A 26,053-nucleotide genomic window follows, 5' to 3' on the forward strand; every position below is an offset into this window, starting at 1 on the left:
TCGTCCCTACTGAAATACAACGGCAGACTTGCTAGTAATTAGCAGCGTACCAGAGATAATCAACATAATACCCAGCACGGCATAAATGTCGAAAGTTTGTTTCCAAAATACCACCGAAGCAGCGGTGATAAGTGCGATTCCCATGCCCGACCAAATGGCGTAGGCGACCCCAATTCCCATATTCTTTAAGACCATGGCAAACAGCATTCCAGATATCGCGTAGAAAAAGATAGCGCCGTACCCAAAAGCCCACTTCTCCCATCCGTTCGACATTTTAAGCAGCATGGTAGCGGTAACTTCGGTGATAACTGCAACTGCCAAAAGTAAATAAGTCATAGTGCATTCCTTCTTAATTAAAGTGAAATTAGTTAGATTTGATTGATTGAAAACGACGTTCAAGGGTAATTAATGACACAATGTAGACAGCGACAATCACAGCCGATATTGCCTCTACCCTTGCATCGGGAAACAAGTACCAGGCGGCGACAATGCCGAAGGTTCTGGTTAGCGTGTGAAAGTAGCCTATCCAGTGTTCGATAGCCCATGATAAAGGCATCCACATCAGGCCTGCGAGAATGCCAATACTCAATGGAACGGTGGTGTGGTCGATGGCTGCAACGGGAAGCGCAATGGCAAATACCATTAGGCTCATGATCATGCCAACGAAGAAAAGACGGTCAAAACTGTTCTTTGCCGGCTTTTTGGCAAAAAATCGCTCACCGGTGAGGTAGGAGAGACCTGCACCGAGGTAGAAGATGGCACCTGTGCCGATATACAGCAACCAGGTTATGGTTAATTCAGATACAAAGGGAGCGCTGATACCAAGTAGAGCCCAAACAACAGTGCCTGCCAGCGGCATGGCAATGAATCGGTTCTTTTTAAAATCTTCCCGCTGCTGTTCCAATGGGATGGAAGCATTTTGAACGGGAGTTATTGATGAAGCGTGAGATACTTGTTCCATGAGCTTTACCTGATGTAGTAATGTCTATAGGTAAAGTATGCCGAGGTACCTCAGATTGCGTTAGTCACAAACGTCACCAATCGCGTATGACAATTGTCATCAGTTCACTTAATGAAGCCTATTAACTAAGTCTGTCGTGCTTTTTTCGCTTTTCGTTTGTTTAACACTGAATCGCCATCTTCCTTCGACAGCATTAAGCTATCGTAAATGCTGACAAGTGCTACTGCGGCCATAAACATCATAGATAGCGTAAACGTTTGTAGGTTTGGCATATTGGCACTTTGTCCAAGAATGAATGCTGCAGCGGCGATAGCGAGCGCAGAAAGGGTAATACCAAGACCGCGGTTCATTTGCATTAAAATGGCGCCTAGCGTGTTTGCGTCTCGCATTTTATTGGGGGGGACGTCGGCAAAAGCAATGGTGTTTATTAGCGTTAAGTGCATTGAGCGAGTAATACCGTTAACAAATAAAATAACGGCAATAGTAAATGACGATGTGGAGTGATTTATCATCGCGAGCGCCACAAAACCAAGGGCTATGAGCACGCCGTTTATTACAAGCACGCGTTTGAAGCCGAAGGTATTCATGATCCACGTTGTCGCTGGCTTTATCGCTAAGTTTCCAGCAAACAGCCACAGCAACAGTGAGCCGGCTTCTACAGGTGAGTAACCTAATCCAAGCTGGAGCATGAGTGGCACAAGAAACGGTGCACTGCCAAGTGCGACACGCATAACAGAGCCTCCAAACACAGTAAGCCGGAAGGTTTTGTGTTGCATCGCATCGAAAGAAAATAGTGGATTCTTGGCCGTTTTTACGTGTTTGACTGCCAATACCATGAGTACTAAGCCAATAGCGATGATGCCAAGTGGTCGAATAAGCTTGTTGCTGGTACTTGCTAAAAACTCGATCCCCGCCATAAATAGCGCAAAGCCGATACCGGTGAGCAAAAAGCCTTTAATATCGAATTTACCTACATTGCCTTTAATGTTTTTAAGGAGATACAGTGACGCGATGATAGCGATAATGCCCAGTGGAATATTCATATAAAAAATCCACTGCCAGCTGAAATGAGTGGCGATGTAACCGCCTAGCACAGGACCTAGTAGCGGTGCGCTTAACGCAGGCCAGGTTATAATGGCCACGGTTTTTACCAGCTTTTCCTTTGGCAAATCCCGCAGAACCACTAATCTTCCCACGGGAACCATCATTGCCCCGCCTAAACCTTGAAGAATTCGAGATAAGGTAAATTCGAATAAGCTGGTACTCAGACCACAAAGCACCGAGGCAAAAGTGAATACGGCAATCGCTGCTACAAATATAGTGCGTGCGCCAAATTTATCGGCGGCGTAACCACTTAATGGAATAAAGAGTGTTACGGCTACCAAGTATGCCGATACACCAATAGATAAGTGGGCTGCCGGCACATTGAAGTCGGCAGCAATGACAGGTAACGCCGTGGTGATAACCGTGGCGTCTAAAATTTCCATAAAGAGTGCCCCTGCAACCAAAAGGGCAGTGGCGAACTCTCTATTGAACAATTTCAAAGGCTCTAACTACGCGCGCGACACCCGTAATATTACGAGCAATATCTACAGCGGCTGTGGCTTCTAAATTGGTTAACCGACCCATCAGGAATACTTCTGAATCTTGAACCACTACCTTAACTTGTAGAGCAGGCACTCGTTCGTCTGCCACAATTTTAGTACGCACTTTTGACGCTAACCACAGATCGTTGGCTTGTGTGCCTGCACCTATCGCCTCGCCAATTCTAATTTGGTTGTGAATTTTTTTGATATAGCTTACTTCTTGGGCGCGGCGCACAGCTTCGTCAACTAAGCCTTGGTTTGGCGCTTGCCCGGTTAGCAACGCTACACCGTTATAAACATCCACTTGAAGGTTAGCTTGCTCTTTAAGCGCATCGCTTTTCGACCATTGATACGACACCGCAGCATCGGCATTTTGGTCATCAAGCTGCGTGCCTACAGTACGTCTGTCATTAGCCACTTTCGCAGCCATGGCGCCTGCAGCTCCAACGGCCACTACACACCCTTGTAATGTAAGAATTAGGGCTAATAAAGAACCCAGTAGTCCCAAATTTTTCACTTGTGTCCTCTTTACTACTCGTCGCCGTGATCGGCAGGGAATAAGCTGTCGTCAATGCATTCACATAAATTGTGAATTACCAGTAAATGAACTTCTTGAATACGCGAAGTGCGGTTTGACGGTACGCGAATTTCAACATCATGTTCACTTAAAAAGCCCGCCATTTCACCGCCGTCTTTGCCAGTAAGCGCGACAATGGTCATATCGCGAGATAATGCCGCTTCCATCGCTGCTATGACGTTACGAGAGTTACCACTGGTTGAAATAGCCAACAGTATATCTCCGGGTTGGCCGAGCGCTCGTACTTGCTTCGCAAATATTTCTTCGAAGTTATAGTCATTCGCAATAGACGTCAGGGTTGAGGTGTCTGTGCTTAATGCGATTGCCGGTAAGCTGGGACGGTCGCGCTCGTAGCGATTGAGCATGTTGGAAGCAAAATGTTGCGCATCACCTGCAGACCCGCCATTACCACAGCTCAGTACTTTATTACCTCTAATTAAGGCTTCAACGATCATGTACGCCGCTTTCTCAATATGCTCTGGCAATATTTCCGATGCCGCTATTTTGGTTTGTATGCTCTCGGTAAAATTCGCTTTTATCTGTTCAATCATGTGTCATCTCTTTGTTTTCACCAAATGGCAGACCATTTAGTGAAATTTTTTGCGCTGCATTACAGCGCCTTGATTTTTGTAATGGCCAGTATCTGAAAGTCAGAGGTTTAAACTGTGGCCTCAGCGTGAGAGAAAAATGGCCTAACGTTTATCGCTCGCGATAATCAACCCGCATTTTCTATTGAAGCGTGCGAAAAAACTCAACCAAGCTTCTTGCTTCATCTTCAACTTTAAAATTTTTCACAACGTGTTCGCGCCCGGCTTTGCCCATTTCTGCAAGTTTGTCCATATCCGAAAGCAGCAAATCCATCTTTTCTGTGACAGCTTGCTGATCTTTGGTAGGTACAATATACCCATCAACGCCTGGCCTAATGATGTCTTCCCATGCGCCCGCCTGAGTAGCTAATACCGCAGCTCCAGCACTCATGGCTTCAGGTACAGTTAATCCAAACCCTTCGTTATAGCTAAGTGCACTTACTAATGACAGTGCACTGAAGATTCTAGGAATTTGCTCAAACGGCAATTCACCGGTGAAAACAATTCGGTCAGTTAACCCGGCTCTAGAAACTTTTTCTTTAAGCTCGTTTACAAATTCTTGGTTACTCGAGGATATGGCACCTACAACTACTGCGTTCACGTCAGGGTATTTGGGCAATACTTTGATGCACGCTTCAACAAATAGATGAACGCCTTTTTGCTCTCTAACTCTGCCCAGAATACCAATGCCGTACTTGCCGCCGTAGCCTAATGCTTGCCATGCTTCTTGCTTGTTTTCTGCTGGCGTGTAGTTGTCTATTTGCACACCGTGTAGATTTATCTTGGCGGGGGGCTTATTTAGATATTTTGCAGAGCGATTACTCATTGCAATAACCGCATCCATTTTATTGCTTAACCACACCGTAGAAGCCGAACGCTTTCGCTGAGCGGCAGAGCTAAATACAAGCTTTATTTTGGCGCGAAACACGTATTTGAGGATCACACCCTGAATCATCTCGTCAACGCGACGTGCATGAAAAATTCGCCACTTACCATTACTAAGCGGGCGTCGACACATTTTTGCGACCTCCCAAAAAGTAATAGTCATTGATGGGTCTGGAACAAAATGCTTGCCCATTATCCGCAAATTTATCATATGCTTCTGTAGCGATGTTACTTGCAGCATCGTAGACGTTACGCCAGAAAAATTAGAGCTGGAGTTGCCGACTATTAGCTCTATTTCTTGGTTATCAACGCTGCTGGACGAAACCTTGTTGTTGGGATGACTCATTATTTGTGGGAACCTAAGAAACTTTCATCAAACCGATGAAGGGTTGCAAATCATAAGATAAAACAAACGGAATACGTCTGACATAAAGACATTTTCATTAATATCGGCCGCGCTCATTGATGGCGTACGCTTCTAGTCCTTTTTGGGGAACATCAGTTTAAAAGCTGGATATTGTCAGTCTTTAGCCCACGTTCTTCAACCACTGAAGGTTGTCTCCGTCTATGGCAACAACGTCTATTCGCAGAGAAGTAGACGCTGGATTTAAGCCATTATCTAACAAATAGAAATCAAACGCAGCCTGAATTCGCTGGAGCTTTTTAGCAGTCACAAATTCTAAAGCACTGCCAAACTGATTTCGTCTTCGGTATTTAATTTCAACGCACACTATGGTGCTGCCATCTTGCATTACAATGTCGAGTTCGCCACGCCGAGTGCGGTAATTTCGACATCGAAGAGTAAGGCCTTGTTCCATCAGATATTTACAGGCCTTGTCTTCTGCTGCATTCCCTTGCAGTGTTGACATAATTTTACTCCGAAAGCATTTGAACTTTTTCGTTACGAATAATTGCCTGAGGCTGTTTGCGTATTACTTCACCTTGTTGATTAAGGGAAAGTGTACCCGTTAACCCTTCGTGTGAGAGATATTTCAGCGTGTTAAGCATGCCTAGCTGAGGCAACAACTGATAAGCATCAAAACCGAACGCAAACAAACGTTTTTGCATCGTATTTTGATTTTGCCAAGCCTGTTCAACTTCGTTCTGAAGAGGTTGCCAACTATGTGAAGGCATTAACCAAGGCATGTCGATAAAGTGCACATTCTGCAGGTCACGCCATTGGTTTTTCCCGCTGTCGTAATCCATTGAACGAGAGGTGGCATACACGGGGACTTGTTTGCCATCGTATGGGTTTAAGCTCGCTTCGATAATGGGGTTAAGCAGTTCTGTGTCTTGAGGTGAGGCAAATGCAACAATGGCATCAATATCACGCCTACTGCGAGGCATGTTGTACACTTCATCATTTGTCATGTACTCAATTTGATTGATACGCTCGTTGCTTTGCGCCACATCTAGCGCCTGTGTAATTCCCTCTCGAAGTGAATTACTGTCGTTAAACGATACCGACGTTATGTTGGCGCGCTGCTTGTTTTCCTGATTGTTGAGTATTCGCCAGTGCTTTTTAAAGGTGTCGTCCATTCGCTGGTACAGACTGCTTTGTGCGGCAATAACGATAGGCGCACGATATCCTTTATTAAAGATAAATTCAGCAAGCTGCGTTGCTTCATCTTCTGGTGCTAGCCCGTAATAATTCAGCGAGGTGGGCAAGCCTAATGAGTGGAGTTCATTTTGTGTGTCATCACCTGCGAGACCTGTACCAGAGGCAAGAGCATCATCGGCTATCGCCGGATTAGATGATCCTGTTGCCAACCTTTTAGCAGACGCATTGTCTGGCAATTCGTCAGGCCTGTTTAATGCAAGTACGTTCACACCAAGCGGCAAACTGGGAATTAAACGCTCAACAGTGTCTTTTAAAAGAGGGCCAATGATGAACTTGGTATCGCCAATTTCGCTGAGTAAATGCTGTGTATCCACTTCGTTGGTGTCGATAAAACGAAGACGAGGTAGAAGGTGTTCATCTTGGCGCTTTTCAACATCGGTGTAATAAGCCGCCATGATGCCATTTTTTACGACTTGTCCCGTGCGAGCTAACCTGCCAGAAAGTGGTAGTAAAACCGCAATATCGTTGGCGCCAGCATCGGTAAGCTGGGTTGCTTCAATCACGTTTTCAGGCAAAGCGTTTTCTAATACATGACCGCGATAAACCTGCTTAAATTGCTGCAGGCTTTTGGCTAATTTTTCCGGTGACGACGCGTTTTCTTCGGTTAGTTCGCGAAGAGTAATGAAAGGAGACAGGTCGGGATAAGCACTGCCTACTGAATCTAGTGACGATGCAGGAATGGAGGTAATCCACTGCCAAACTTGTTGCACTTTTTCATCGTCAGTAAGATTGGTCTTTAATACGCTATTCGCTGCCGCAGCCAGGTTGCCTTGCTGCGTGAAGAGCTGGGTTTGAAGCTCCGCTTTTTGGAATGCGGTTTCGCCTGTACCGGTTACGCCATCCAACATAGCCAGCAATTCTTCTGCCGAGGCATCAGGCATTCCCGCATAGGCTTTGGTTACCAGAAGGGAGTAATAAGATTGATTTACCCCTGAAATACCGTCTTCTTTTACCTCATATAGCACTTGCTGAGCCAAAACGGGATGTTGATTTTGAAGGTACAGGTCAGCCGCTTGCAGCAACAGCGTATCGCGCTGTTCTTTGTTGCGGGTGCGCTCCCATACTTTTTTTGCTTCAAGGAGTTTGTGCTCAGGCGTGACGTTATCTTCAACCTGTGTGGTTTCAATTGGGGTAGGTTCCACTACCACAGGCTTTGACTGGGTTTTAGGTGTACTTCCACAGCCCGTTAGCACCAATACAGAAGCGACGGCTGATAGCGTAAAGATTTTTCCAGCTTGTCCAATATGACGCACAGTTTCATTCCTTTTACATCGTTATAGGCCAAGTTTATCTTAACCAGTGTGAAAATCTACGCTTGCCAGCATAATCTGGACTAATGGCGTGATACACTTATCGCATATTCTTCAAAATTAACGTAAGACTTAATCACTGTTATGACAGACACCGCCACCTTATATATTGTTCCAACACCTATCGGTAATTTAGACGACATAAGTGCCAGAGCAATACGCGTATTAAGTGAAGTAAGCTGGATCGCTGCCGAGGACACCCGTCACAGCGCTCGACTCTTACAGCACTTTAGCATTGGAACGAAAACTCTTTCTCTGCACGAGCATAACGAAGATAAGCGCACAGCAATGCTTTGTGAGCGTTTAAAGGGCGGCGAGTCGGTAGCATTAATAAGTGATGCTGGAACGCCGTTAATCAGCGACCCGGGCTTTGTTTTGGTACGCAAGTGCCGTGAGCAAGGTATTCCGGTTAGCGCTCTGCCGGGCCCATGTGCTGCAATAACAGCATTAAGCGCGTCGGGACTGCCGACAGACAAGTTTATTTTTGAAGGATTCCTACCGGTTAAAGTGCAGGCACGTGAAAGCGTGTTGTCAGCGCTAATAGATCGAACGTTCACCACAGTTTACTATGAAGCCCCACGACGAATTTTAGACACCGTTACTGATATACAGCGCGTTTTAGGCGAACGCCAGATTGTTGTAGCGAAAGAGCTATCCAAAACCTTCGAAACCTACGTGAGTGGCAGCGCGCAAGATGTAATTGATTATCTCAATGCGGATGTTGCGCACCAGAAAGGCGAATTCGTCGTCATGATTGGTCCCGCGAAGGTAAGTGACCAGGCGATACCCAGTGAGGCAATGTCGTTGCTAAGTGTTTTGTGTGAGCACATGCCGCTTAAAAAGGCCGCGGCGGTGGTCGCCACTCACTATGACTTGAAAAAGAATGCGCTTTATCAAGCTGGGCTAGACGCAAAAGCGTAAACACGTTGTTGATCTTAAGGGCCTTGGAATAAATACAAAAGAGTGTAATCCACGTCAACTGCTCAGTTCAAAAAGGACTGAGGTTTATGGAGGCTCATATGACAAAAACACTCAAAATCACCATGTCAGAAGGAAAATGGTTAGTTGATATATTTTCTCAAGCTAACGACTCAGGTGTTTACGACTTAATCCACCCTAATACCTTTGCGGAAGTTTCTCTTAATGAAGGCGAAATGTACGGCTTTCGTTATAGCCTGCATGGAAAAGCGGGAACGTCATTTAAAATTGAGTTAGATGACGAAGTGTTGGCTGAAGGTGAGATAGACAAATCTGAGGCGGCGTCGGGAAGTGGAGTTGTATAGCCACTAACCCCATCGCGCCGCCATAAAAATCAATGCGCGATGAATTCCTACGTTGTTTACTTGAATGCTAAGGCCTCGCTCTGACCTGAAATCAATTCAGTTTTTCCTTTTTCAGGAAATAATGTGAGCGAATTAACGTTTTGTGGGTCTTAGTTAACAAAGAAAAAGAAAAAATTTCGTAAAAGAATAGTTTTTATTGGTATTATTTCAATATTCCTTTTGCATTCTTTTTCTTTGTAAATTCATTTTCTTATATTCAACGGCATTATCATGTTTCAGCATTTCATATTAACGCGCTTTAATCTTCGAAAAAAAGGTTGGGATGAGACCAAATCTCAATCCAAAGTTTTAACTGATAGCTGGATGGAAAACAGATTGAAGCTGTTTGAGCAGTACTGTTATTCGTCTATAAAATCTCAAACGGTAAAAAACTTTGAATGGCTAGTATTTTTCGATACGAATACACCAGAAATTTATCGCGAAAAAATAAACGAGCTAGCTTCAAAATTCTCCAATTTTATCCCTATTTACACAGACGGAATGGAAAACTTTTATCCGTCTATAAAAAAAGAAATAGCGTCTAGATTAACAGCCCCTTTCCTCATAACGACGAGGCTTGATAACGATGATAGCCTTCACCAAGATTTCGTTAAAGAAGTACAGAATCAATTTTCAGAGCAATCTTTTATGGCAATTGACTTTGTTGACGGATACACGCTGCAGGTAGCGCCTCGTGTAAGGCTAGGCCTGCACTCACATGTGCATAATCCGTTTATGAGTTTAATTGAAAAAAGTGAAGATTTTAAAACCATCTGGTGTCAAGAAAGGCACGGATATTGGAGTGGTGTAAAAGAACTGACGCCTATCAGAGGAAAGCGAATGTGGATGTCGATTATTCATTTTGAAAACAAGGTGAATGAATATAAAGGCTATGGAAATGTTCCAAAAGAAAGGGTTGAAGATTTTAATTTACACCCTGCTGCCCTTGAAGACGTTATTGCAAACGTTGAAGATCCCAAAGTCAGTAGCAAAAGCGCGCTAAAGCATAAAATTAAGACAAATTGGAAGGTGAATTTTAAGCTGATGAAGAGGGCGCTATTTTCTTAAGTAGTTATCTAAAACTACTTAGTGTTCGCATCAGTATACTCTGGTTACCATTTGCTCATATTTGGGTTTAATTTAACCTGAGAAAAATGAGGGGTTCATTGATTAAGGTGAACCAGATAGTAGGGAATTCACTGTGTGAGCCGTGCAAATTAGCAAGCTGTTTGTTTAATCAAACAGCTTGCCCGTAAAACGGCTCATTAACAATTAGCCAATTACAAAAAAGGCTAATTAAGACAAACGACCTTTAAAGTCTTCGTAGCTGAATTCGCGAACCAGCTCAAAGTCGCCGTTAGAACGCAGGATGCCGATAGCAGGATGTTCTACACCGTTGAAGAAGGTGGTTTTTACCATGGTGTAATGCATCATATCCTCAAACTGTAATCGATCGCCGGTCTTAAGCGGCGCATCGAATGAGTAGGTATCAATGACATCGCCTGCAAGGCACGAATTGCCACCTAGCTTCACATTATATGCTTTTTCATTAGGCATACCCGCGCCCAAAATTGTAGGTCGATAAGGCATTTCCAGCACATCTGGCATATGTGCAGTAGCTGAAATGTCTAGAATAGCGATATCACCTTCATTTTCTACCATATCAACCACTTCGCAAATTAATGGCCCTGTCTGCCATGCTACCGCAGACCCTGGTTCAAGAATTACGTCTAGATGTGGGTAACGGGCTTTAAAGTCTTTTAGTGTGTTGATGAGGTGCTCAACATCATACCCTTCACGGGTCATCAGGTGTCCGCCACCTAGGTTTAACCACTTTAATTGACCAAGCCATTTGCCAAAACGCTTTTCAATGGCTTCAAGCGTGCGTGCAGTAGCAAAAGAATCACACTCACAAAGGTTGTGGCAGTGAAAACCTTCAATACCCGATAAGTCTACGCCTTCTAGCTCACTAGCACGTATGCCTAAGCGAGAACCTGGTGCAGCTGGGTCGTACAGTGGCGTATCTGCTTCTTGATGCTCAGGGTTTATACGAAGGCCTAACGACACGCCTGCTAGCACGTCTTTATGCGCGTTCCACTGGGTCAAACTATTAAAAGACAGGTGATTAACAAGACTCGCCAATTCCTTTGCGTCATTAACCTTGTACGCAGGAGAATATGCGTGAACTTCTTTACCCATCTCTGCAGCAAGTTTCGCTTCCCAAACCGAACTGGCCGTTGCTCCGTGTAAGTACTGTTTGATGATGTCGAAGCAAGACCACATAGAAAAGCCTTTAAGCGCCAAGATAATACGCGCGCCAGATTCGTCTTGAACCCGTTTCATCAGCTCAAGGTTTTTAATTAATTTTGCTTCTTCCAGCACGTAGCAAGGAGAGGGAATATCAGTACGTTGAGTTAAATCGGTCAATGGGATAAAGCTCCAAAAAATAAAACGGCTTTCAACATTTATCAAACGCCTAATGTATTACATTACAGGTCGTAGCTCAAAACTACTCTGTATCCTACATTCCAGTAATCTGATCTAGATTTAAATAGTGGCGTTAATAAAAAAGGGCGCTTGAATTAAGCGCCCTGATGTTTCAATTATTTAGTGAAAGGGCTACCTTCACATTCGAGTACGTGCCATGGCAGACCATGCTCGTTAAGCATATCCATGAATGGGTCTGGATCGAATTGTTCCATGTTCCATACACCTGCTTCTTTCCATGTGCCGTTAAGCATAAGCGCTGCGCCAATCATCGCAGGAACACCTGTGGTGTAAGATACTGCTTGCGCGCCTACCTCTTCGTTACATTTCGCGTGGTCACAGTTGTTATAGATAAAGATAGTTTTTTCTTTGCCATCTTTAATACCTGTGATGTAAGTGCCAATGCACGTCATACCGCTATAACCTTCAGCAAGTGAGCCTGGGTTAGGAAGTACTGCTTTCAAGAACTCTAGTGGTACAATCTTCTGGCCTTGGAATTCAACTGGCTCAATGCTAGTCATACCAATACCTTCAAGTACACGCAGGTGGTTAAGGTAAGCATCGCCAAAGGTCATCCAGAAGCGTGCACGCTTAAGGGTAGGGAAGTGCTTAACAATAGACTCTAGCTCTTCGTGGAACATCAGGTAAGATGCGCGAACACCAATGTTTTGATAGTCCAGATCTTCACGTACGCTTAACGGATCGGTTTCTTTCCACTCGCCGTTTTCCCAATAGCGACCGCGTTGGGTAATCTCACGAATGTTGATTTCAGGGTTGAAGTTAGTCGCGAAAGCCTGGCCGTGATCGCCGCCATTACAGTCTACGATATCAAGATAGTGGATTTCGTCGAAGTAATGCTTAGCTGCATATGCTGTGTAAACGTTAGTTACACCTGGATCAAAGCCACTGCCAAGAAGGGCCATAATGCCCGCGTCTTTAAACTTGTCTTGGTAAGCCCACTGCCACGAGTATTCAAACTTCGCTTCGTCTTTAGGCTCGTAATTGGCGGTGTCTAGGTAATCAGTATTAGTTGCAAGACATGCATCCATGATTGGAAGGTCTTGATATGGCAACGCAAGGTTGATTACTAGGTCTGGCTTTACTTCGTTGATAAGTGCTTCCACTTCTTTTGCGTTGTCAGCATCAACAGCGAAAACACCCTTAACGCGATCTGCACCTACTTCTTGCTGTAGCGCTTCACACTTAGATACCGTGCGGCTTGCTAAGTAAATTTCGTCGAAATGTTGCGGTAAACGTGCACATTTTTTCACAGTTACCGACGCAACACCGCCAGCACCAATAATTAAAACGCGAGACATAATAACTAATCCCTAATTTTGCTAATGAATTTTGGGCTGAATGCTAGCAGACCAATGGGATTTGGCAAGCAAAGACAGCCCATGACAGTACAAAAAATTTTAATCGTAACAACGAATGTAAAAGGTATTGCACACCTACTAGCGGCCTACCTTTCAAAGGCCTCATTATTGACCGTTTATGGTCTACGCCGAGATACGTCGTTCAATAGAAGTTTGAGCTGATACGAAAGCAGACACGTTTTTAAAATTACTAACGTGTCTGCAATTCTGCTCGGTTTAAAATATAAAGTCGCTCGAATTTCAGCGGGTAACCGTATCAATTGGTGGCGATATGACTACCTTATCATCAACTTTGTAATAAGGGTAAAGAATCAAACGCTCTTCATGATTTGGTGTAGCAGTGGCTATGGCAATGGCGTCGAGGGTTTTACTGTCTTGGGTATTAACCGCCGCAGCATAAACCAATACGCTGTAGCTGTTTGTGTCGGTGGTGGTATCGATAATTCGCCACTGAAGCTGCTCGATAAGCTGTGACTCTCGCTTTTGACCTTGTGTTTCGTCGTTGAAAATACAACCTACTCGGCCGTTTTCATAGATGGCAGCAAAGGGGTAAAACACATCGCATACGGGTAACATAAGCTCACATAAGCTTAGTGACTTCGACACGAGTACGTTTAATGGCGTTGGCAATGTAACTGGACGGTCGATCATAGCGCATCTCCTGTGAGTTAGCGTTGCTGGACACTTGCTAATACCTACGCTTACTACGTCACATTAGTTTAATATTCACCATTGCGATAGCTAAACATTACCATTTCATACTAAAAGATTAAGAGACTAACCTAGGGCCTGTTGACCTTTGTTGTACATTTGGCAGCGGTCTGTGTGCCATCTAGACAAGGCGAATGTTTGACGGTTTAGTGGTTCTAAATCGAGAACGTTCAACGCAGTATAGATGGCACAAAGGCGCTGCCCGAAGGGGTCGTTATGGAAGCCTTTTACTCTTTGTCACAGTCCTTTAACTTAGCCCGCTAGGCTTGCAGGACTGTTTCGCGATTAAAAGGCTTCCATTTAGACCAAAATTCGTACACCAAAGGTCAACAGCCCCTAGGGCGATTGCTTTTTATCGGTTGTTCTTCAACGCGACTTAATAGTTCGGCGATGAGGAAGTGGACATTAGCTTTAAGGCGCTAAAAGTTGTTTTTGGTATTTCAGTGGTGTTGTTGAGTACCACTTTTTAAAGGCGTGGGTAAATGATGATTGTTCCTGAAACCCCAATAAATCTGCGGTATCAGCGATAGAGTGATGTTTCAGCAAATCATCTAAGCGGGCTTTGCGTTCGCTATTGAGAATTTGTTGAAAACTAGTGCCACTTTGCTTCAATTTTCGCTGTAAGGTGCGCGGACTGATAAAAAGTGCATTGGCTACGCGTTGCTGATCGCAGCCTTTTAAGGTTGGATTGGCTTTTAAAAGCGCAACGACTCTATGACTTATGTCTTCATGCTGATTGGCGTAGAACTGGCTATTGGCACATTGAACACGGTCGCCGCCTTTGCTCGCCATTAGTTCTTCTTCGGATACTTTTACAAGCGCACTAAACATCGCTTTGTTCTCGCTGGTAAATGAAATATGTAAAAGGTGCTGAGGAAAAATAATGGCGTTGGTGTTGGCGTTATCAACCACCTCACAATTGAACCACATCGCTAGCATGGCTTTTTCCGAATCGCTCAAAGGAAACGTAAAGGTGACGGCATTCAGTTTACAGGCAGAACCTAATATCTTGTAGACGGTTGCTACCCAGGCTGTGGTGTTGCGCAATACCATCTGCTTGCAATCGGCGCTTTTGGGTACCCACTCAACGCGGGTATTGTCAGGTTCGAAAAACACGCTAGTGGTGCCGATGTCAGCGACTAAAGCGTCAAAGCGGGTAAGCGCATTTATGGCTTGAGCCAAGTTTTCGCAGCTTTCAACAAGGTAACCCAGCACCCCGTAATCTTTCGCCTGAATATGTTTACCTAATTCAAAACCAAATAACGAATTGTTGGTTAATGCGACCCCTTGGTTTAACAGCTCAACGTATACATCCATATCAACACGTGAAGAGCCAGACAGTGAGTCATGCTTTTGGGTAGTTAACGAAACATTGTCGGCATTAACGCCTAAGCTAACTAAATAGCTCACCGTACTTTGGATATAGGCTGAGGAAACTGATGGCATATGCTTGTCGCAAAATAACAAAAACACTGTCGCATTAACGCAAGATAAAATAAAAATGTCAATTTATGCTAGGAGCCGTCAAAAAAGGAAATAACCTAGATGGTTAACGTTTACTACCAAAAAAATATTGCTGCAACGCCCAAAGAACTGCGCGATACGCTGCTTGATCACCAGAATTTAAGCGATTTTTTCAACGCGTCGTTTAAGGTATTGAAAGCAGAAAATGATAATGAGATTAGCGGCGGAAAGGGCTGCGTAAGAGAAGTCACTATTCTGGGAGTACGCTTTAAAGAAGAAATTGTTCGTGCAGATACCAACGGCATTGAGTATAGAGTGGTTGATGACTTTCCAGTCAAAGCTCACAGGGGCGTTATTGCGTTCACGCAGCAGGAAAATTCAACAAACGTTTCTTATCGCATTACCTGTCGGGCGCCCTGGTATATACCAAACTGGTTACTGACGCGCCTGTTGCAAAACGATATTGAGCAATGTCTAGATAAGTTAGGAGCACGCTTTGATCCCCGTTGAACTTATTTTGCTAGGGTTAAGCCCCGTATTTCTACTTTGTGTCTTTATTGAATTTAAAAGAGCGCGACAGTTTTACAATGTAAAAGACAGTGTGAATAATGCCTTACTTGCACTACTTCATCAGGGCTCTGATGCCTTGGTATTGCTTCTACTAATGCCTTTTTTTATTTGGTTGCACCAGTTTTCACTATTTAAAGTAGAGCTTAGTGCACTGTCACTTTTTGCAGGTTTTATTCTTCAAGACTTTTTGTACTACTGGTTTCATCGTGCTTCACACAACATACACTGGTTTTGGCTAGCGCATGTGGTACATCACAGCTCGACAAAAATGAATTTCACAACGGCTTTCAGGCAAAGCGTTTTGTACCCTTTTGTTGGCATGTGGCTGTTCTGGGTACCAATGATTCTTATTGGTTTTTCACCAAGTCTGGTTTTTGCAATTGTCGCTATCAATCTGGCTTATCAGTTTTTCGTACACACTCAGACAATTGGAAACCTAGGCTGGGTAGAGCGTATCTTCAACACGCCTACGCATCACCGTATTCATCACGCAACGAATAAACCATACATTGATAAGAATTACGGTGGCGTACTTATTATATGGGATAAATTATTCGGCACTTTCGCTAAAGAAGACAAAACGATAACGATAAAGTACGGCATTGTAGGAAAAATGCCTGAGGACAATCCTCTTAGCGCTAACTTCAGTCAAATAGGTGTGCTTCGTGAACAGCTTCAGCACGCAAAAGGGATAAAAGCAAAGTTAAAGAGGTTGTTTGGCTATCCTGTCGCAGATTGATAGTAATGGTGCTCGCGCGCCTGAACTATGTTTTTACAACTCATTCAATTTGCACACATTCATTGGCAGAAACGCACCAAAGTAAAGCATATTGTTGACCGAGATGAAGCAAAGTGGGAATGCCATTTAAATAGACTTTCCACACTCAAGGATCCGCAACCTCTAGAGTTGCATTACAACCAACAGCGTCTGACTGAATTCGCTTTCCTTAGGCGCACTTTTTGCAGATTAACACCTTATCAGTTGGTAACAACATACTAGCCAAGCTTTTACAGTAGCTAAAAGCGCCAAGGAAATAGGGAAGTTAAATGAAAGAGTTTATTGAAAATATGCCAAAAGCCGAACTTCACGTTCATATTGAAGGCACATTAGAGCCTGAGCTAAGTTTTGCCTTAGCGCAGAAAAATAACGTTTCACTGAAAGCCAAAACACCTGAAGAAATGATAAAGGCGTATGATTTTTATGATTTACCTTCTTTCCTCGATATTTACTACGCGGGTATGAGCGTGCTCATAGAAGAGGATGACTTCTACCAGCTTACCATGGCATACCTTAAGAGAGCCGCAGCACAGAACATCGTTTATGTTGAGCTTTTCTTTGACCCCCAAGCTCATACAATTCGAGGTGTGAGTTTCGATAGCGTTATTAACGGAATACATGCAGCGCAAAAAGATGCGCGCACTGAATTGGGTGTAGAAAGTCAGCTTATCCTGTGCTTCTTGCGAGATATGTCGGCTGAATCAGCAATGGAACATCTGAAGCTAGCTAAGCCCCACCTCAACAAGTTAGTCGGCGTCGGGCTCGATTCCGACGAGAAAAATAACCCGCCATCAAAGTTTGCAGAAGTATTCTCAAAAGCGCGTTCATGGGGACTTAAACTTACAATGCACTGTGATGTTAACCAAGACAATACGCAAGAGCACATACGTCAAGTAATTGAGGATATTAAGGTCGACAGGATTGATCATGGTGTAAATATTCTCGAATCTGATGCTTTATGCGAGCTTGCAAAATCAAAAAATTTGGGATTAACGGTCTGTCCTGTTTCAAACAAATTTGTTGTTCAATCACTCACTTCTTGTGAATTGAAAAAAATGTTGGAAAAAGGGTTGCTGCCGAGTATCAATTCAGACGATCCGTCTTATTTCAGAGCCTACTTGAATGAGAATTTAATTGCCCTACAAGAAGAAGGGCAATTCAGCAAAGAGGATTTAATCACGCTTGTTGAAAATAGCTTTAAAACCAGTTGGCTTTCTGAAAAGCGTAAAATGGATTATTTAGATACGTTGAAACGTTACACGGACACTGTTGCAGTAGCGTAATTTTGCTTTAACTATTTCGTTTTAATTAAAGGTGCTGCGCAGAGCGGCACCTTTAACAAGGAGTAACGTTATTCTTTACTAGCAATTTTCTGAAGGTTGCTGTGAATTTTGAAAAGTACGATAAGCAGTTCGCACCAGATTCTTGCGCCAATACAGCCAGACACGATAATAAATAGGCCGTATACAAAACTCGCGTCGTACCCTACAAACATCGTTGTTACGCCACTTACCACAGATCCTAAAAGCAATAGCCAGTACACGAAAGTGATAATCTTAGGGGTTAACATTGAGTCGAAGAAGAAAATATCTTTCATAATCATTCCTTGATGAAGTTTGCAGGTAGCAAGCGCTAATGTTTATGCCGCATCCTGCGACAAACTTCTTGTTGTTATCGTTGTTTAGTGTTTAAAAGAATTGTGAGCAAGCTCACAGGGATAGTTGTAACACCGAAAGGTAGTGGGCGCAACACTCTGTTATAAAAGGGTTTTATCTTGCGCCTTGCAAGCCGCCTGTGTGCAGTACAACAATGCGTGACCCGTCTTCAAACATACCTTTGGCCAGCATATCTTTAACTGCCCAAAAGGCTTTGCCGGAATAAACAGGCTCGATATCAAAATCGAAAGTATTATTAAAATCGTTGCAGAAGGTTTGAAGCTCATTTGGCGCTTTGGCGTAACCACCGAAGTGGTAGTTGTGTTCAATATGCCAATTTGATCGCCCAAGCGAGGCTGGAAGAAATTGTTCGACTAATCCTTCTAAGTAGTCTTCACCCTTCAGCACGCCAACACCGACAGCGTTGCAACCAGTGTGATGGAGAGTGTCTTTCGCATTATTTTCATTACGTTTTTTTAATGCACTGACTATTCCCGCCAAAGTGGCTCCACTAGCGACAGGAGCGACAATAAAATCAAAGTCTGTGTCGATTTCATCAACCATGTCCTTTATCCCTTGAAGCGCTTGTGCTTGGCTTCCGCCCTCAGGAATGATCATCGCGTCAGGTTGCTGCTGCTTAAGATGAAGTAGATATGCGCTATCGTTTCGCTTTTTGTAAGTGACTCGGTCTACATAGTCGATACGGGTGCCCCAACTTTTCAAATCCTCAATCATGGGTGTAGGTGCAGCGCTGTAGTCACCGCGAATAACGGCGTTAAAAGGAATGCCCAATTTATAACAAACAAAGCCTAGTGCATGCAGGTGGTTAGAAAAACCGCCGCCGAAACTCACTATCGTTTTTGGCAACGGGCTGGTGAGCGCATGACTTAGCTTTCGCCATTTATTACCTGACATTACAGGGTGAATAGCATCATCACGCTTAACAAATAGCGATACCTTGCTGGCACCTTCCCAATTTGGCTTAAATGGGATTAGCGGTGATGGCAGGGTTAATGACGATTTAAATGCATCAAGGGGAAGCACAACGAGAGCCTAGTGTCAGTTGATCAAATGTGTGAAGGCAAGAGTATAACCAGATAGAAATTCAATAAAAGACCTGTAATGTTTATTACGCTAATAAGAGCATAGTTATGGTTATCAAAATGTATGGCCTATTTCGCCAGTTGAGAGCTAAATCCTTACCAATGCGCCCAGAAAGTGCCAGTGGTGTGTGGGGATATTCGATGTATAGCGCTAGCATGGCTGCGAAGATGTTTTCCATCATGCTTTTTGTTTCGATATCAACAAGCGGGCTAATCATGTCAAAGAATGCGGTTGCGCGAGAGCCAGATGTTAAGCACATCAGTAATTATGTTCCCAATGCAAAGCTCGTTGGAAAAGGAATGTTCTCTTACTACTTCTGGGATGTGTATACCGGTGAGCTTTATGCGCCTGATGGCGCTTACCAAAACCAGCCCCCCTTTGCACTAAAGTTAACGTACCAGCGAGACTTGGAAGGCAAGAAAATTGCCCAGCGTTCTATCGATGAAATGAAAAAGCAAGGAGACCTATCGGCTGACGACTCAGACAAGTGGCTTTCCCTAATGAATAGTATCTTTCCTGACGTCAGCGAGGGCGACGTCATTACCGGTATTGCTACGAAAGATGGCACGAGTGTGTTTTACGTGAACGGTGAAAAGGCTGATGAAATTGAAGACAAAGCATTTACACAGCGTTTTTTTGATATCTGGCTAAGCGATAAAACGTCTGAGCCAAAATTTAGAAAGAAGTTATTGGGAAACGGATAAGGGCAACGCTTTATTAGCACTACGCCATGTCTATCTCGTCAATTGATTAAGGTTACGAAAGTGATAAAGAATACGGTGAAGTTTGTTTTAGGAATCGGAATTGCCGCTTTAACGGTGGCAGGGCTATCCGGATGCTCTGTTTCAGTCGATGGTGAAGACTACAGGTCTGTATCGCCTGTTTTCGATATTGAGCAATTTTTTGATGGGAACGTTAAAGCTTGGGGCATTGTTCAGAACCGCTCGGGCGAGGTGGTGCAAAGGTTCGTAGTAGACATCGATGGTTCAGTAGACGGCGATACGTTAACCCTTGATGAATCCTTTAATTACGGTGTGGGCGACGGTCCAACGTCCCGTACTTGGACCATCGTAAAGCAGAGTGATAATAGCTATGTGGGTCGCGCGAGTGACATTGATGGTCCAGCCAAAGGCACAAGCTTTGGCAACGCATTTAACTTTCATTACGAGATGGATTTGCCGGTGGATGACACTAGCTATTCAGTGACGTTTGACGATTGGTTTTGGGCATTTGACGACAGTACTATGATGAACCGTTCGTATATTCGTAAGTTTGGTATTGTGATGGCAGAAGTCACCATATTTATGCAAAAACAAACAGACTAATACGCCATTAACCTCGTTTTTTGAAAAATGCTGGCCAGTAGATTTACTGGTCAGTGACTTGTTACTCGTCGGCCCTCCATCTTTATATATTTCCGTTTTCGTTTCACATTTGAAACTAATCGACATTTACTTTGGCATTACCCGTGAGGTGGCATTTCGTTCCATGCTAATGTAAGCGTTTAATTCTTTATTTTTCTTTGCTTAGGAGCGTTCATGAAAGTTGCATTGATGATGGAAAACAGTCAGGCGGCTAAGAATCCGGTAATATTAAATGAGCTCACAAGCGTGGCGGACTCACTGGGACACGCTGTATTCAATGTGGGTATGAACAGCGAAACTGATCACCATCTTACCTATGTGCACTTAGGCATAATGGGAGCTATTCTACTCAACTCGAAAGCTGTCGATTTTGTGATTTCAGGCTGTGGTACGGGTCAAGGGGCTATGATGTCATTGAATGCTCATCCAGGCGTATTTTGCGGTTATTGTATCGACCCTTCAGATGCATTTTTGTTTAACCAAGTTAACAATGGAAATGCGTTAGCGTTACCTTTTGCAAAAGGCTTTGGATGGGGCGCTGAACTTAATGCGCGTTATATCTTTGAGAAAGCGTTAACAGGCGAGCGTGGCGCGGGCTATCCCGTTGAACGTAAAGAACCTCAAGTAAGAAACGCAGGTATTCTTGCAGATTTGAAGCGTGCGTTGGCGCCTGAGAGCTATGTTGATTCACTAAAGAAAATGGACGTTGAGCTGGTTAAAACAGCTGTGTCTGGCGAGCGTTTCCAGCAGTGTCTATTTGACCACGGTCAAGATGATGAGATTAAAGCGTATGTGAAGTCGCTGTTAGCGTAAGCGACTGGCACAAATCACAACGTTGAAAATGTAGGATAAAAGCGCTGATGCTAAGAAAAAAGCGTCAGCGTTTTTTTATTTTTTGTCGACAAAAACAATAGTCCAAAGCTTAACGCTTAAACGTAAATACCACACCTAACCCGTGCCCTTTAACTAGCGGGTCGTGAATAAACCAAATGTGGCCGTCGTGTAACTTCACAATGGCAGACACGAGCGATAAGCCCAACCCATTTCCCTTACTGGTTCTACTGCCGTCTGCCCGATAAAATCGGCGCTCCAGATTCACAATTTCATGTTCACCCACGCCAATTCCCGCATCGTTCACGGCAATCACGATATGACTTGCTGTGGTAGAGAGCTGTACGGTGACCACACTTTTTTCATTAGAGTACTTTATGGCGTTGTCTAACACGTTAGCTACAGCTTGAAATAGCAGGTTAGGATCGGCAAGCATTGTAACTGCAACGAGCTCGCTCGAAAGGGTAATGTCGCGCTCTTCTGCAAGGGGGTGATAAAGGTCAACCACGTCCTCTACGATGGCGCGTACGTCAGTGGAACAAAAGCCTTCTTTCTTATTGGTGGTTTCAAGCCCACTTATGCGTAACAAGCTGTTAAACATGTTTAACAGGTTGTCGGCTTCTTGGGTTGTATCTTCCCTTAGTTGAGTGTCTTCGATTTTTTCTAGCGTGTTGCGAAGTCGAGATAACGGAGTGCGAAGGTCATGGGCGATGCTATCGGTCACTGACTTTATATTGTTGACTGAACTCTCGATAGTATCGAGCATCTGATTAAACACAAATGACAAACTGCTCAGGTCGTCCCAATTACTGTCAATTTCTAAACGCTCTTGCAAGTTTCCCGTTTTGATAATTTTATCCGCCGTTTGCGACATGCGGTTAATTCGATTAACCACGTAAACAGCAATAGCGAAGCTCAGCACACTCAAGGTACAAAGCAACACCACAATGATCCAGCTGAACGTTTTACCAAACCACTGTGCGCTGTATAAATCGTCAATGCCACGACCAACGTAAAGCACGTGATCGCCAAGGGTTACTTCTCTCATAAGTGCTTGGCGCAGCGTTTTTCTCGTTGTGCTATTGGGGCGGGTGATAACTATTTCTGCGGTAGCAAAACTGGCGCTTTTGTGGCGCTCAAGAACAAGGGGAATTGACGACAAATTGCCAGCCACTACTTGTTCATCTTTACTCAGTGCAACAAATGAACGTAGGTGGTCGGACGCTGAGGTGATTGTTGAGCCATTTGGCGAATGTTGGCCATTGTCTTTGGCTATCGCTAACTTAACCGCCTCAATACCGAGGTTTTCATAGAGAGTAATAAGCGCGTTTGTTTTGGCATTAACGGCAGCATTCGATTCCGAAATAAACAAGTCGCTGCTCGTTAATCGCCAAAAATAAACAATTAAAACAATGGCAATACAAGCTAGAGTAGTGAGCAATACGCCTACGCGAAAACTTGAACTACGCGTAAAGTCGCGTATTGCTATCATGCAAGCCCATCCGCTATTCGATATCCTGTGCCTCGCACAGTCTCTATAAGCGGGACATTAAACGCCTTATCCACTTTTTGACGCAATCGGCTAATGTGAACATCTATCACATTCGTTTGCGGGTCGAAATGATAGTTCCAAACCTGCTCAAGCAGCATGCTTCGCGTCACGACTTTACCCTTGTGACGGAGCAGGCATTCAAGCAATTGAAATTCTTTAGACTGCAGGTCAATCTCTTGATCGCCACGCAATACTTTGCGGTTAACCAAGTCTAGAGTGAGGTCGCCTACTTTTATCAGCGTCTTGTCTTCACCTTCTTTGTTACGACCTGCAAGGCCTTCAACGCGAGCAAGTAACTCTTCAAAGGCAAAAGGCTTAGTTAAATAATCATTAGCGCCTGTGCGAAGGCCTTTGACCTTGTCTTCAACCTGACTTTTTGCACTCAGTAATAAAACGGGCGTTGTGTTGCCTTCTTCGCGAAGTTTTTCTAAAACAGAAAAACCGTCGAGTTCGGGCAGCATCACATCCAGAATTACGGCGTCTAATTCGTTACTTGACGCCTGTTGGTAGCCTGATGTTCCATCACCTACAGTAATACATTCATGCCCTTCACCCAATAGTCCATTTGCAATGTGCGAGGCAACCTTTGGATCATCTTCTACAAGTAGCACTTTCATTATTACGCTTCTTTTGTTTATCAACATTCACACACTTGTTTGGCGTTGCTGTCGCCATTATGTGGCGATTAATCGTCAGCAAGCAAAATCAAGCAGTCGCAAAGCAGTATCGCTTTCACATGCTTTTACGAGTGTTAAGTAACGAAACGATCACTTTTAAGCTTTTTCGCATGTAGCGACAATTTGTTCAGGTGTCTAGTGCCCTAGAGGGCGCATGCACAGTGCTTTGGCTTGCTCTACACTATTGAACTACACTGGGGCCCCGGTCAACGTGCATCTTGATCAAACACTTAACTTAGTTAGCCTCTGTCAAAACGCATGCTGGCGTTGTAAGGCGTGAAGTGTTGAACATCGCCTCGTGCACATTTTTCCTGAACTTCGTGCCAATATTCAGGGGTCATCAAATCACCGTGCAACGATTTGAGTATATCTTTGAACTTGCGTTTACCTACAATGAAGTGCTCAAACTGCTCGGGGAATACGTCGTTAGGCGCTACCGAGAGCGTATCAATAGCATAAGGATCGTCAGATTTCGGCAGGGATCTAAAATTGCGCTCATTCATTAAACAAATTTCATCATAGTCGTAGAAAATAACGCGGCCATGACGGGTAATACCGAAGTTTTTATGTAGCATGTCGCCAGGAAATATGTTGGCCATAGCAATTTGCTTAATGCACAGTCCAAGCTCATCTAATGCACGGGTAATTTTCTCTTCATCTGTTTCTTCTTGTAGATACAGATTAAGCGGCGTCATTTTCCGTTCAATGTACATGTGTTTAATGATGAGTTCAGATTCAGTGAATTCTAGGCTCGATGCACACGTTTCTTTCAATTCTTCAATAAGTTCAGGCTCAATTCTGTCTAGCGGAAACCTAAAATTCACATATTCATGAGTGTCGGCCATTCGGCCCACACGGTCTGACATTTTTACGAGTTTGTAGCATTCTTTAACGTGCTCACGCGTGATTTTTTTACTCTCTGCAAACTCGTCTTTAATAATTTTAAACACCACGCCATAAGAGGGCAGATGAAAAACCATCATGACCAGGCCTCGAATGCCAGGGGCCGCCTCAAATTTGTCGTCTGACTCGTCCATGTGCTGCAAGAAGTTGCGATAAAACACTGTTTTACCGTGCTTGTAGTGTCCCATTGCCATATACAGCTCAAAGTGCTTTTTATTGGGGAGAAGCTCTTGAAGAAAGGCGGCAACTTCCGCAGGATTTTGAGTGTCAGCCATAAAGTAGCTGCGAGCAAAACCGAAAATAACGCTTAAGTCTTTGCGATCTGTTAGCAGCGCATCCACAAACATATGGGGTTCGTTATAGCGTCGCATGGCGATAACAAACGGCAGCGTTTCGTCGGGCATGCAAATTCGCCCAATCAGGTAAGCGGCTTTTCCTCTAAAAAACGTAGGCTTAAGGATTTCCACAGCTTGAACGCTGGCTAGCTGCTCCTTATTCAACCGAGCGCGAAGCGCGCTTTCAAGGTTCTGTAGGTCTCGCTCGAAGTTTTCAAACGGAATGTTGTATCGATATATCTTAAAAATTGACTCGTACATTTCACGCACCGTGGTGGTGGTGTCGAAGCTGTTAATCACTTTGTCTCTGTCTTGCCCGGGTAAGAAACAGCGGCTGGGCAAGACAAACATCATATCGTTATCGATTTTTCTATGTTTAAACAAGCGGCCAATTACAGAGTTGTAAAAGGTTTCGGCTAGCTCAAATTGCGGGTGGCCTTCTAGCTGTAATGCAAATACTTTCTTAAGCTCTTGCCAGAAAGCGTCGTCTTTTTGATGTACTTGAGTTAGCTGATAAATTTCGGCGACAGCGTCTGACAGGCTTTGCTCGTAAATGGTTATTCGCTCTTTAGAGGCAAGCTGAGTTTCTTTCCAATTTCCCTTTTCGAACCTTTCTTGAGCGCCACGAGTGATGCGGGTGAACCATCGATAACTCTTATCGAAATGAGACAAAATTTGATAGGCAACTTTTCTTACCAAACTCTTATCTTGGCTAGTAGCTAACTCTTGCATGGTCGTGTGTTCCTTATTTTGTTACTCGCTATATCTACCACAAAATAGATAGCTTGAAGAGTGAAGTTTGGCGCAGATGGCGATTAAGTTACCAATTATCAGACACTTTTTTGTTTTATTATACTTTCGTTTAATGTATTCTGTTGGCGGATTAATAACCAATTATAAGTTTGTATTTGATGGGTTTTAATATTCTTATTTGTGATGACTCGGCGCTGGCGCGAAAAATGGCGAGAAGCAATTTGCCAGATGGCTTTGCTGAAACTATTTACGAAGTGTCAAATGGTATGGACGCGTTGGAAGTATTGGCTCATCACACAATAGACTTGGTTTTACTGGACCTGACCATGCCTGTTCTTGGTGGCATCAGTGTGTTGAGTGAAATAAAACGCCGTCAGCTAGAAACGTTTGTTATCGTAGTGTCTGGTGATATTCAGCCAATGATGCAAGAAAAAGTAATGTCTTTAGGTGCACTGGGCTTTATAGAAAAGCCGATAAAGCGGGACGTGCTAACGTCAGTTTTGCAGCGCTTCGGTTTTATTCTTCCCGATACTTACAAACCAGCGATTGCGGTTTAAGATTTTAACGACTTATAAAGAGCGTTGTGAAAAGCGTTGATAAAGGTTGATGAGAAAAATTGATGAAAAAGGGGCGAACTGTGG

General features: G+C 43.9%; 27 protein-coding genes. 10 read left to right on the forward strand and 17 right to left on the reverse strand.

The annotated features are described in order from the left end of the window. Positions 1–6: 6 nt before the first annotated feature. The 8 genes from AC0J2X_RS00450 to AC0J2X_RS00485 all read right to left on the reverse strand — a co-directional run bounded on the left by AC0J2X_RS00450 (position 7) and on the right by AC0J2X_RS00485 (position 7,470). Positions 7–336, reverse strand: a complete 330-nt coding sequence (locus AC0J2X_RS00450; protein WP_014950526.1) for a DMT family transporter — start codon at positions 334–336, stop codon at positions 7–9. 28 nt (positions 337–364) lie between these two features. Then, positions 365–961: a DUF7010 family protein gene (locus AC0J2X_RS00455; protein ID WP_014977258.1), complete on the reverse strand. Its 597-nt coding sequence runs from the start codon at positions 959–961 to the stop codon at positions 365–367. A gap of 125 nt (positions 962–1,086) precedes the next feature. Next, positions 1,087–2,469 carry an MFS transporter gene (locus tag AC0J2X_RS00460; protein ID WP_338141210.1) on the reverse strand — a complete coding sequence of 461 codons (1,383 nt, stop codon included), beginning with the start codon at positions 2,467–2,469 and terminating at the stop codon, positions 1,087–1,089. A gap of 19 nt (positions 2,470–2,488) precedes the next feature. Beyond that, a complete protein-coding gene (locus AC0J2X_RS00465) occupies positions 2,489–3,064 on the reverse strand; it encodes a BON domain-containing protein (RefSeq protein WP_014950523.1) in 576 nt (191 codons plus the stop codon). A 14-nt stretch (positions 3,065–3,078) separates the two neighbouring features. Continuing rightward, a complete protein-coding gene (locus tag AC0J2X_RS00470; protein WP_014950522.1) occupies positions 3,079–3,675 on the reverse strand; it encodes a phosphoheptose isomerase in 597 nt (198 codons plus the stop codon). 178 nt (positions 3,676–3,853) lie between these two features. Next, the gene (locus AC0J2X_RS00475) at positions 3,854–4,942 is read right to left on the reverse strand and encodes a glycosyltransferase family 4 protein (protein WP_156078776.1); all 1,089 of its coding nucleotides are present in this window, start codon (positions 4,940–4,942) and stop codon (positions 3,854–3,856) included. A 181-nt stretch (positions 4,943–5,123) separates the two neighbouring features. Next, positions 5,124–5,465 carry a YraN family protein gene (locus AC0J2X_RS00480; RefSeq protein WP_156078775.1) on the reverse strand — a complete coding sequence of 114 codons (342 nt, stop codon included), beginning with the start codon at positions 5,463–5,465 and terminating at the stop codon, positions 5,124–5,126. A gap of 4 nt (positions 5,466–5,469) precedes the next feature. After that, positions 5,470–7,470, reverse strand: a complete 2,001-nt coding sequence (locus tag AC0J2X_RS00485; RefSeq protein ID WP_156078774.1) for a penicillin-binding protein activator — start codon at positions 7,468–7,470, stop codon at positions 5,470–5,472. Positions 7,471–7,611: 141 nt separating this feature from the next. On the opposite strand from AC0J2X_RS00485, the gene rsmI reads away from it, so the two are divergent. The 3 genes from rsmI to AC0J2X_RS00500 all read left to right on the forward strand — a co-directional run bounded on the left by rsmI (position 7,612) and on the right by AC0J2X_RS00500 (position 9,917). Then, positions 7,612–8,448 (forward strand): 16S rRNA (cytidine(1402)-2'-O)-methyltransferase, encoded by an 837-nt coding sequence (gene rsmI, locus AC0J2X_RS00490; RefSeq protein ID WP_014950518.1) that lies wholly within the window; start codon positions 7,612–7,614, stop codon positions 8,446–8,448. A 98-nt stretch (positions 8,449–8,546) separates the two neighbouring features. Beyond that, positions 8,547–8,810, forward strand: coding sequence for a hypothetical protein (locus AC0J2X_RS00495; protein WP_014950517.1), 264 nt, complete (start codon positions 8,547–8,549; stop codon positions 8,808–8,810). Between the two features lie 270 nt (positions 8,811–9,080). Continuing rightward, entirely contained in the window at positions 9,081–9,917 is an 837-nt protein-coding gene (locus AC0J2X_RS00500; protein ID WP_156078773.1) for a glycosyltransferase, read from the forward strand. A gap of 228 nt (positions 9,918–10,145) precedes the next feature. Here AC0J2X_RS00500 and nspC read toward each other — a convergent pair whose 3' ends face one another. From nspC to AC0J2X_RS00520, 4 genes are all read right to left on the reverse strand, one after another. After that, positions 10,146–11,276: a carboxynorspermidine decarboxylase gene (gene nspC, locus AC0J2X_RS00505; protein WP_156078772.1), complete on the reverse strand. Its 1,131-nt coding sequence runs from the start codon at positions 11,274–11,276 to the stop codon at positions 10,146–10,148. Positions 11,277–11,452: 176 nt separating this feature from the next. Continuing rightward, a complete protein-coding gene (locus AC0J2X_RS00510; protein WP_014950514.1) occupies positions 11,453–12,655 on the reverse strand; it encodes a saccharopine dehydrogenase family protein in 1,203 nt (400 codons plus the stop codon). A 300-nt stretch (positions 12,656–12,955) separates the two neighbouring features. Next, entirely contained in the window at positions 12,956–13,366 is a 411-nt protein-coding gene (locus tag AC0J2X_RS00515) for a hypothetical protein (protein ID WP_039226244.1), read from the reverse strand. A gap of 471 nt (positions 13,367–13,837) precedes the next feature. Next, positions 13,838–14,872 (reverse strand): AraC family transcriptional regulator, encoded by a 1,035-nt coding sequence (locus tag AC0J2X_RS00520; protein ID WP_231513105.1) that lies wholly within the window; start codon positions 14,870–14,872, stop codon positions 13,838–13,840. A 99-nt stretch (positions 14,873–14,971) separates the two neighbouring features. On the opposite strand from AC0J2X_RS00520, the gene AC0J2X_RS00525 reads away from it, so the two are divergent. From AC0J2X_RS00525 to add, 3 genes are all read left to right on the forward strand, one after another. Then, positions 14,972–15,400 carry an SRPBCC family protein gene (locus AC0J2X_RS00525; protein WP_069944819.1) on the forward strand — a complete coding sequence of 143 codons (429 nt, stop codon included), beginning with the start codon at positions 14,972–14,974 and terminating at the stop codon, positions 15,398–15,400. Beyond that, entirely contained in the window at positions 15,387–16,199 is an 813-nt protein-coding gene (locus AC0J2X_RS00530; RefSeq protein ID WP_282764916.1) for a sterol desaturase family protein, read from the forward strand. Before AC0J2X_RS00525 ends, AC0J2X_RS00530 begins: the two co-directional genes overlap by 14 nt. Positions 16,200–16,507: 308 nt before the next feature. Further along, positions 16,508–17,521, forward strand: a complete 1,014-nt coding sequence (gene add, locus AC0J2X_RS00535; protein ID WP_278346567.1) for an adenosine deaminase — start codon at positions 16,508–16,510, stop codon at positions 17,519–17,521. 68 nt (positions 17,522–17,589) lie between these two features. Here the strand turns inward: add and AC0J2X_RS00540 are convergent, their stop codons facing one another. Continuing rightward, positions 17,590–17,835, reverse strand: a complete 246-nt coding sequence (locus AC0J2X_RS00540) for a DUF4282 domain-containing protein (protein WP_014950508.1) — start codon at positions 17,833–17,835, stop codon at positions 17,590–17,592. A 172-nt stretch (positions 17,836–18,007) separates the two neighbouring features. Next, positions 18,008–18,937 (reverse strand): 1-aminocyclopropane-1-carboxylate deaminase/D-cysteine desulfhydrase, encoded by a 930-nt coding sequence (locus AC0J2X_RS00545; RefSeq protein ID WP_278346566.1) that lies wholly within the window; start codon positions 18,935–18,937, stop codon positions 18,008–18,010. Between the two features lie 107 nt (positions 18,938–19,044). Between AC0J2X_RS00545 and AC0J2X_RS00550 the strand changes: the two genes are divergently transcribed. The 3 genes from AC0J2X_RS00550 (at position 19,045) to AC0J2X_RS00560 (ending at position 21,174) form a co-directional block, all read left to right on the forward strand. Further along, entirely contained in the window at positions 19,045–19,701 is a 657-nt protein-coding gene (locus AC0J2X_RS00550) for a chalcone isomerase family protein (protein WP_472995675.1), read from the forward strand. 60 nt (positions 19,702–19,761) lie between these two features. After that, on the forward strand, positions 19,762–20,322 hold the full coding sequence (locus AC0J2X_RS00555; RefSeq protein ID WP_101565650.1) for a DUF3833 domain-containing protein: 561 nt from the start codon (positions 19,762–19,764) through the stop codon (positions 20,320–20,322). A 213-nt stretch (positions 20,323–20,535) separates the two neighbouring features. Then, positions 20,536–21,174 (forward strand): RpiB/LacA/LacB family sugar-phosphate isomerase, encoded by a 639-nt coding sequence (locus AC0J2X_RS00560; protein WP_156078767.1) that lies wholly within the window; start codon positions 20,536–20,538, stop codon positions 21,172–21,174. Positions 21,175–21,283: 109 nt separating this feature from the next. Here AC0J2X_RS00560 and AC0J2X_RS00565 read toward each other — a convergent pair whose 3' ends face one another. The 3 genes from AC0J2X_RS00565 to aceK form a co-directional block, all read right to left on the reverse strand. Continuing rightward, positions 21,284–22,684: a HAMP domain-containing sensor histidine kinase gene (locus tag AC0J2X_RS00565; protein ID WP_278344335.1), complete on the reverse strand. Its 1,401-nt coding sequence runs from the start codon at positions 22,682–22,684 to the stop codon at positions 21,284–21,286. Then, positions 22,681–23,361, reverse strand: a complete 681-nt coding sequence (locus AC0J2X_RS00570) for a response regulator transcription factor (protein ID WP_014950502.1) — start codon at positions 23,359–23,361, stop codon at positions 22,681–22,683. Before AC0J2X_RS00570 ends, AC0J2X_RS00565 begins: the two co-directional genes overlap by 4 nt. Before the next feature lie 299 nt (positions 23,362–23,660). Continuing rightward, positions 23,661–25,391: a bifunctional isocitrate dehydrogenase kinase/phosphatase gene (gene aceK, locus AC0J2X_RS00575; RefSeq protein ID WP_049586015.1), complete on the reverse strand. Its 1,731-nt coding sequence runs from the start codon at positions 25,389–25,391 to the stop codon at positions 23,661–23,663. Between the two features lie 179 nt (positions 25,392–25,570). On the opposite strand from aceK, the gene AC0J2X_RS00580 reads away from it, so the two are divergent. Continuing rightward, complete coding sequence (locus AC0J2X_RS00580) at positions 25,571–25,969, forward strand: response regulator (protein WP_014950500.1); 399 nt, start codon at positions 25,571–25,573, stop codon at positions 25,967–25,969. The last annotated feature ends 84 nt before the right edge of the window (positions 25,970–26,053 follow it).

The organism is Alteromonas sp. R7, from assembly GCF_055755235.1.

Excerpts from the sequence above, each read along its gene's own strand:
- AC0J2X_RS00450 (WP_014950526.1), bottom strand. The coding sequence starts at position 336 with ATGACTTATTTACTTTTGGCAGTTGCAGTTATCACCGAAGTTACCGCT.
- AC0J2X_RS00455 (WP_014977258.1), bottom strand. The coding sequence starts at position 961 with ATGGAACAAGTATCTCACGCTTCATCAATAACTCCCGTTCAAAATGCT.
- AC0J2X_RS00470 (WP_014950522.1), bottom strand. The coding sequence starts at position 3,675 with ATGATTGAACAGATAAAAGCGAATTTTACCGAGAGCATACAAACCAAA.
- AC0J2X_RS00475 (WP_156078776.1), bottom strand. The coding sequence starts at position 4,942 with ATGAGTCATCCCAACAACAAGGTTTCGTCCAGCAGCGTTGATAACCAA.
- AC0J2X_RS00480 (WP_156078775.1), bottom strand. The coding sequence starts at position 5,465 with ATGTCAACACTGCAAGGGAATGCAGCAGAAGACAAGGCCTGTAAATAT.
- rsmI (WP_014950518.1), top strand. The coding sequence starts at position 7,612 with ATGACAGACACCGCCACCTTATATATTGTTCCAACACCTATCGGTAAT.
- AC0J2X_RS00495 (WP_014950517.1), top strand. The coding sequence starts at position 8,547 with ATGACAAAAACACTCAAAATCACCATGTCAGAAGGAAAATGGTTAGTT.
- AC0J2X_RS00500 (WP_156078773.1), top strand. The coding sequence starts at position 9,081 with ATGTTTCAGCATTTCATATTAACGCGCTTTAATCTTCGAAAAAAAGGT.
- AC0J2X_RS00510 (WP_014950514.1), bottom strand. The coding sequence starts at position 12,655 with ATGTCTCGCGTTTTAATTATTGGTGCTGGCGGTGTTGCGTCGGTAACT.
- AC0J2X_RS00515 (WP_039226244.1), bottom strand. The coding sequence starts at position 13,366 with ATGATCGACCGTCCAGTTACATTGCCAACGCCATTAAACGTACTCGTG.
- AC0J2X_RS00520 (WP_231513105.1), bottom strand. The coding sequence starts at position 14,872 with ATGCCATCAGTTTCCTCAGCCTATATCCAAAGTACGGTGAGCTATTTA.
- AC0J2X_RS00525 (WP_069944819.1), top strand. The coding sequence starts at position 14,972 with ATGGTTAACGTTTACTACCAAAAAAATATTGCTGCAACGCCCAAAGAA.
- add (WP_278346567.1), top strand. The coding sequence starts at position 16,508 with ATGAAAGAGTTTATTGAAAATATGCCAAAAGCCGAACTTCACGTTCAT.
- AC0J2X_RS00540 (WP_014950508.1), bottom strand. The coding sequence starts at position 17,835 with ATGAAAGATATTTTCTTCTTCGACTCAATGTTAACCCCTAAGATTATC.
- AC0J2X_RS00550 (WP_472995675.1), top strand. The coding sequence starts at position 19,045 with ATGGTTATCAAAATGTATGGCCTATTTCGCCAGTTGAGAGCTAAATCC.
- AC0J2X_RS00560 (WP_156078767.1), top strand. The coding sequence starts at position 20,536 with ATGAAAGTTGCATTGATGATGGAAAACAGTCAGGCGGCTAAGAATCCG.
- AC0J2X_RS00565 (WP_278344335.1), bottom strand. The coding sequence starts at position 22,684 with ATGATAGCAATACGCGACTTTACGCGTAGTTCAAGTTTTCGCGTAGGC.
- AC0J2X_RS00570 (WP_014950502.1), bottom strand. The coding sequence starts at position 23,361 with ATGAAAGTGCTACTTGTAGAAGATGATCCAAAGGTTGCCTCGCACATT.
- aceK (WP_049586015.1), bottom strand. The coding sequence starts at position 25,391 with ATGCAAGAGTTAGCTACTAGCCAAGATAAGAGTTTGGTAAGAAAAGTT.
- AC0J2X_RS00580 (WP_014950500.1), top strand. The coding sequence starts at position 25,571 with ATGGGTTTTAATATTCTTATTTGTGATGACTCGGCGCTGGCGCGAAAA.